Origin of the sequence: Jatrophihabitans sp., from assembly GCF_051960575.1 — a bacterium.
Classification (GTDB): domain Bacteria; phylum Actinomycetota; class Actinomycetes; order Mycobacteriales; family Jatrophihabitantaceae; genus JBQCEE01.
In genome coordinates this window covers 1-6,405 of record NZ_JBQCEE010000267.1, presented here as the reverse complement: position 1 = coordinate 6,405, position 6,405 = coordinate 1, and the positions used below count along the sequence as shown (strand labels likewise).

At 68.7% G+C, this 6,405-nt stretch carries 6 protein-coding genes; all 6 read right to left on the bottom strand.

Annotated elements, in window-relative coordinates; translation table 11 throughout:
- Positions 1-109: 109 nt before the first annotated feature.
- Positions 110-595 (bottom strand): hypothetical protein, encoded by a 486-nt coding sequence (locus ACTHMS_RS15160; protein WP_440307510.1) that lies wholly within the window; start codon positions 593-595, stop codon positions 110-112.
- A 153-nt stretch (positions 596-748) separates the two neighbouring features.
- Positions 749-1,972 carry an EamA family transporter gene (locus tag ACTHMS_RS15155; protein WP_440307509.1) on the bottom strand — a complete coding sequence of 408 codons (1,224 nt, stop codon included), beginning with the start codon at positions 1,970-1,972 and terminating at the stop codon, positions 749-751.
- Positions 1,969-2,562 carry a helix-turn-helix domain-containing protein gene (locus ACTHMS_RS15150; RefSeq protein WP_440307508.1) on the bottom strand — a complete coding sequence of 198 codons (594 nt, stop codon included), beginning with the start codon at positions 2,560-2,562 and terminating at the stop codon, positions 1,969-1,971. The genes ACTHMS_RS15155 and ACTHMS_RS15150 overlap by 4 nt, the downstream gene beginning before the upstream one ends.
- Positions 2,563-3,325: 763 nt before the next feature.
- Positions 3,326-4,762: a tyrosine-type recombinase/integrase gene (locus ACTHMS_RS15145; protein ID WP_440307507.1), complete on the bottom strand. Its 1,437-nt coding sequence runs from the start codon at positions 4,760-4,762 to the stop codon at positions 3,326-3,328.
- A gap of 264 nt (positions 4,763-5,026) precedes the next feature.
- A complete protein-coding gene (locus tag ACTHMS_RS15140) occupies positions 5,027-5,314 on the bottom strand; it encodes a hypothetical protein (RefSeq protein WP_440307506.1) in 288 nt (95 codons plus the stop codon).
- 28 nt (positions 5,315-5,342) lie between these two features.
- On the bottom strand, positions 5,343-6,405 hold a 1,063-nt coding region (locus ACTHMS_RS15135), incomplete at its 5' end, for an aldehyde dehydrogenase family protein (RefSeq protein ID WP_440307505.1).

Genomic DNA, 6,405 nt, shown 5'->3' with positions numbered 1-6,405 from the left:
ATGGTCGCGCTCCGCGACGACAGCGGCATGGTCGCGCTCCGCGACGACAGCGGCATGGTCGCGCTCCGCGACGACAGCGGCATGGTCGCGCTCCCGTCTTTCGGCCCGTCTACGCAAATCGCTCAGCCACTGCCGTGCCCAGCTCGACCGCTGTGGGTGAGGTCAGATCAAGCAGCGTCGCCATGTCTGGCTCCCAAGCACCGACCTTGGGCGCGTCCTTTCTCCAGGCTTCAATGTGGAAGTGACTGCCCTCGCGGCGCACGGTGACCAGTTTGGAAAAGCTTTCGAAGGATCTCCAACTGCGGACCTTCGCTTGTTGCATGAGCGGCCGGAGGGCGTCTTCGCGTATTGCCTTCCACTCATCGCGGGACGGGTGTCGAACGACAGGTGTCGCCTCAGCAAGTACGTCGAGAATCGCTGTGCCGAGACGACCGCGCTCGACGTCAAGCGGCAACATCGGCGCTACCTGGTTAGGTGCGGCCATCCAGAGGCCATCGGTTGTCTGCACAGACCGGATCAACCAAAACGCGTCACGGCGCCTGTAGACACTGATCGACGAAAAATCTCGCTTCGTCTGCTTCTCCCGCCGGAACATGGCTACACGATGTCACCCCTTGCCGGCGGCCGTGCCCACCAGCCAGTGATCACAGCGCCCGTCTCGCTATCGGGACGACCCACACCCAGTGGACTGCCGCAACAGCGGCATGGTCGCGCGCTTCTGTCTGATCGGCAGAGGCTGACGATGGCGTTATCGCTGTGACATCGGGAGGCGTCCGTCGCCGTAGGTTGCGGTGATCTCGCTGATGACGATGCGGTAGCCGTCGTACCACCGCTGCACTTGGCCCTTGGCTTCGCGGTGCTGCGGGTATCGGGCGAGCTGAGCGACGGACTTCTTGTCGGTGAAGTAGTAGATGGCATTGACGACGCCGGTGTCCGGCGCGGTCCAGGTCTCGACCCTGTCGAAGCCGGGCAGGGAGCGGGCATGCTCGTCGATTTGGGTGTCGAGGCGATGGAACTCGTCGTCGTAGGTGCCGGGTTTGAAGATGAACTGGCAGCAGATCATCGTGCCCTCCTGATCGCGTTCGGAGCTGGCGCCGGTGTCCGCGGTGGCTGATGGCTGCTCGGGTGGCTGGGTGCGTTGGGACGCGATGCCGGCGATGACGACCGCGGTGATGCCGAGGAGTTGGGCGAGGTCTGGGTGCTGTCGCAGGACGATCAGTCCGAGCAGAGTGCCGATGGCTGGTTCGACGGCCATGAGGGTGCCGAAGGCGGCTGTCGGCATGCTGCGGAGCGCGATCAGTTCGCAGGCGTAGGGAAGGACGGGCAGGAGGACGGCGAGCCCGACCGCGCCGGCCAGGACGCTGCCGGTGAGGTGCCCGGCCGCCTGCGGTACCCCGAAGCTCGCCGAGACCACGGCGGCGACCGGCGTGGTGAGTGAGAGCCCGGTGATGCCGTCGAGGCGGGCTCCGACTCGTTGGGTGAACAGGATGTAGGACGCCCAGCCCAGCGCGGCCAGCGCGGCGAACGCGAGCCCGGGAACGTTCCCCGTGCCGTGCCACGGCTGTGTCAGGACGACCACGCCGGCGAGGGCGAGGGCCGGCCAGGCGAGGGCGCGTCGGTGATGCGTTTGCACGGCGGCGACGGTGAGCGGGCCGAGGAACTCGATGGCGACGCAGGTGCCGAGCGGCATCCGGTTGATGGCTGCGAGGAACGCGATGGTTTGCAGGCCGGTGGTCGCTCCCAGTCCGAGCAGCGCGGGCACGTCCTGGCGGCGCAGTTTGCGCAGCGGCGGCCGGGCGATGACCCAGAAGATGAGCGAGCCGAAGCTCAGGCGGAGCCATGCCGTGCCGGCTGCGCCGACCTGCGTGATGAGGTGCGTTGACAGCGCGGAGCCGAGCTGGACCGACAGCATCGCTGCGACGGCCAGCGTCCAGGGCGGCACGGCTGGCCGTGCCTGCTTGCTGCTCGTCATGAGGATGGCCGGGCGGTAGGGCCGACGCCGGGCTCGTAGACGGCGAGGGAGAACCGCGCGCGGGACTTGCCCGGATTGGCGTAGGCGTGCGGGACGTCGCCGCAGAAACTGATCGCGTCGCCAGCTCGCAGTGTGACGGTCTCGCTTTCGATGGTGAGCATGACCGTGCCGGCGTGCACGTGCAGCAGCTCGCGTGTGCCGACCGCGTGGGTCTCACTGACGTGCTCATCGCCGGATGCGAGCGTCCAGTCCCACAGCTCGACGACATCGGGCGGCTCTGTGCCAGCCACCAGCGTGCCCTGACCGCCGAAGTCGCCGGTCCACAACACTGCGCCGTCCCCGGCCCGCGTGACCTTCACTGCCTTCGACTCCGGCTGCACCAGGGCCGGCAGGCCGACACCGAGTGCGTCGCTGATCCGCAGCAGCGTGCCCACACTCGGATTCGCCGCGCCATGCTCGACCGTGATCAACATCCGACGACTCACGCCGGCCGCGGCCGCCAATTGGTCCAGCGTCCAGCGACGAGCCTCCCGCTCCTGCCGAACGCGCGCACCGATCGAAGACGCCAACGCCGCCGTCGCCTCATTCATGAGTGCAGCTTACTGCACCGCCCGGTGCAACTTTTATCTCCTGGCCGCTGGCCGAGTTACCGGGGTTGGGCCAGATCAGCCGCTCGACGGAGCAGTAAGCAGGACGCCGCCGGCGCGCCGCCACATCGGCATGGTCGTGCACTTCGGTCGGCATGGTCGAGCGCTTGCGGTGGCTGGCCGTGGCGGATGTAAGGCCGTGCCTCGCAGCTGGAGTCGGGTGTCAAGTGACCCGGACTGGTGCGGAGTGCAGCATCGGTTGCTGAGCTCATGGCCGTCCATCCTGAGCTTGCGTTTCGGGTCAAAGCGGGCGACTGACCGAACGAATGACGCACTGCGATGGACAGATCAGCCGAGCGCGCGGTCGATCTTGGCCAAGTGAGGGCGATGGCGGGCTGCCTGCAACGCCGCGGTACGTCGCGACGACTGGCGACATGGCGGTCGCCGTCGATGCGTTTCAGCGGCGACCGGGGGAGTAAGCAGTGTGGAGCGCGACGGTGCGCTACCGTCGCTTTGAGGGCTTCGGCCCGACGACGCGAAAAGCATAGGATTTTGACGAAGCCGCTCCGGCGGCGGCCAAGGAATACCTGCTGCGTAAGGGTTATGCACAGCGCTCGGAGCAGCGGTGCTCATATTCCCTGAGCCGCACAGAGACGCGACTACACGCGCTATCCGGGCCTCGCGCTTGCTGCACAGCGCTCGAAGAGCATAGGACTTCACCACGGGGTCGGGGCGCTGTGACTCGCTCCTGACGAGCTTCGTCTCGTTAGGCCGTGCGCCCGCGGTTCCGGATGCGGTGGAGGGCGTCGAGGGCGGTGGTGTCGGTGTCGGGGAGGGTGTGGAGGTATTTCTCGGTCGTGCGCAGGCTGCCGTGGCCGAGTCGTTGTTTGACGGTCTGGATGTCGGCTCCACCGGCGAGCAGCCAGGATGCGTGGGCGTGGCGGAGGTCGTGCATGCGGACGGGGAAGTCGATGCCGGCGTGGGCGAGGGCGGGCCACCAGATGTGAGTGGAGAACCAGCGTCGGGGGATGTGCCCGCCGGGGATGTTGTCGGTCGCCCGGTCGACGCGGGGGCGGTCGTGGCCGCGGGCGCGGCGGGCGGCGCGGTAGTCGGCGGCGGCTTGTCGGCAGTGGTGGCAGCGGCAGGCGCCGAGGTTGTAGGCGGTGAGGGTGCCGTGGGGGTAGGCGCGGCCGGCCGGGTTCGGGGTGGTCATGCCGAGATCACGACGGGGGTCACCGCCGTCGATCCCGGCATCAACCGAGCGGCCCGCGAATTCTTCGTTGGCGCAGGGGAGGGCGAAGATGAGGTCGTTGCGGCGCAGGCCCAGCTCGGTGATGTGGGTGGTGAGGGTGTCGGCGATGGTGGGGGAGAGCCGGACGCGGCGAGTGTGAGTGTTCTTGGGGTAGTCCTTGACCACGAACCGTCCTTGCCCGGGCTGGCGGAAGCGGGCGTTGAGTTCGGTGACGGCGCGAGCGACTGTGAGCATGCCCGTGACCGGGTGCCAATCGTGGACGCGCAGTTCGGTCAGCTCGCCCCAGCGCAGGCCGGACTCGATGTCGAGTTCGACCATGACCTGCCAGCGCGCACCGGGGAGGGCGGCATGGATGGCGTCGAACTGCTCGGGGGTGATGATCGTCCGCGGTGGTCGGGCGACGGTGGGCGTGCGGACACCGCGACACGGGTGAACGAGGACGAGCTGGTCGTTCACTGCGGTTGTGAACACTGCGGACAGCAGCACCTTCACGCTGGTGATGGTGGACGGCGACACCCCTTGGTCTTTGAGGCGGGTGATCCATTCCCGCACATGCTGGGGGGTGATGTCGATCAGCCGCATCGGCCCAAACTCGGGGAGCAGATGCCGCTCGAACTGGGAGGCATAGCGTTGCCGCGTGGAGGGTTCGATCTGGTGGTGAGGGAACCAGATCTCGGTCACGTAGGTGGCGAACCGGACCCGGCCCGCCTGCAGGTCACGGACGCGGCCGAGTTGGGCGTCAGCCTCGGCGGCCGCCCACGCGCGATCGGCCTCGCGTTTGGTGGGGAAGGTGCCGGCCGAGCGGCGGCGTCCTCGGGCGTCGCGGTAGATCGCGGCGTAGCGAGGTTTGCCGTCATCATCGAGGCGGCGATAGGAGTGCCCCATGTCGGTCAGGATGCCACGTCCGATGTTGCTCTGCTGTTGCTCGACCGCGCCGTCACCCACCGACACCGCTCGAACCGCGACGGCACGAAACCCATACGAACATTGGGTTTCCGGTCTCGAGCCATGTCGTCAAGCACCGGCCTGAAGGGCCTTTTATCGGATTGACACGGTAGGGGTCACTGGTTCAATCCCAGTATCGCCCACCATCCACGCGCGCGTCGGCGCCTGACGGAGGGTCCACGGCCCGTCGTTGGGACGCTCACCTCAAGGCATTCGGATTGCCCAGGAGGATGATCCTGCGGGAGCGCAGGGGACGAGCGCCGAGGTCGGCTACCAGGACCCGTTGTCGCGGCACCCCTCGCACACCACCGTGACGGTGGTGCCGGAGTACCGCACCGCACGACCGCCGCACGTCTCGCACATCTCCATCGCGCGGGCGACGTAGTCGCGCAACGTCGCCGAGGCGGCCTTGTCACGCGGCCGGAGCTCGAGGGTCAACCAGCCCTCGGGAGAGATGCCGGCGTGCACTTCGCCGCGCACGCCCAGCGACCGTACGTCCCGCTCGGCCTGCTCCGCCAGCGCCCGCCACGCGGCGCCGACCCCTCGCTGCGCGTCCATGCGACCTCCTGATCGTTCGGGCGTGGCGTCACGCCCCGGCCAGCACCACGAGTCGTTCCTCGGTCATCTCGCGCACCGACCAGGCCGGGCCCTCGCGGGTGTTGCCCGAGTCGCGGATCCCGCCGTAGGGCTGCTGGTCGGCGCGCCACGTCGGCACATCGTTGACGATCACGCCGCCGAAGTCCAGCGTCCGGGCAGCGGTGAGCGCCTTGGCGATGTCCCGTGTGAAGACGCCGGCCTGGAGGCCGTAGCGCGAGTCGTTCGCGAGCGCGATCGCCTCGTCGAAGCCGTCGTAGCGGGTCAGCGCGACCACCGGTCCGAACACCTCGTCACGGCAGACGCGCAGGTCCGGCGACGCGTCGGCGAGCACCGTCGGCTCGAGGACGCCGTCGTCCCGCACCCGACCACCGGTCGCCACTCGGGCGCCGGCGTCCTCCGCCTCGCGCACCCAGGCCGCGACCCGATCGCGTTCGTCAGCCGAGATCAGCGCGGAGACATCGGTCGCTTCGTCGAGCGGGTCGCCGACGACCAGCGAGCTCACCGCCTTCGCGAGCGCGATCTCGACGTCCTCGGCGATCGACCGGTGCACGAGCACTCGCTGCGTCGAGACGCACGATTGGCCCGCGTGGCTAAATCCGGCGATGCGGATCTTGTCGACGGCGGCCGTCCAATCGCCGTCCGGCTCGAGGATCACCGGCGCGTTGTTGCCGAGTTCCAGGCCCACCCGCTTGCGCGGCGCACGGCCTCGGATGGCCCAGCCGACCTCGGGCGAGCCGGTGAAGGTCACCAGGGCGACGTCGGGGTGATCGACGATCGCCGAGCCGACCACCGAGCCACTGCCCGTGACGACCTGGAGCTGCTCCGGCGGCAGGCCGCACTCGTCGATGAGCAACCGCGCCAGCAGGATCGACGAGAACGGCGTCTGCCCGGCGGGCTTGAGCACGACCGGGCAGCCGGCGGCGATGGCCGGCCCCAGCTTGTGGGCGACGAGGTTGAGCGGGAAGTTGAAGGGGCTGATCGCGCCGACCACCCCGTAGGGCACGCGCAGCATCACGCCGAGCTTGCCGGCGCCGGCCGGGGAGGCGTCCATC

Bases quoted from the DNA above. Each gene is read 5' to 3' on its own strand.
- ACTHMS_RS15160 (WP_440307510.1), bottom strand. From the start codon at position 595: ATGTTCCGGCGGGAGAAGCAGACGAAGCGAGATTTTTCGTCGATCAGT.
- ACTHMS_RS15155 (WP_440307509.1), bottom strand. From the start codon at position 1,972: ATGACGAGCAGCAAGCAGGCACGGCCAGCCGTGCCGCCCTGGACGCTG.
- ACTHMS_RS15150 (WP_440307508.1), bottom strand. From the start codon at position 2,562: ATGAATGAGGCGACGGCGGCGTTGGCGTCTTCGATCGGTGCGCGCGTT.
- ACTHMS_RS15140 (WP_440307506.1), bottom strand. From the start codon at position 5,314: ATGGACGCGCAGCGAGGGGTCGGCGCCGCGTGGCGGGCGCTGGCGGAG.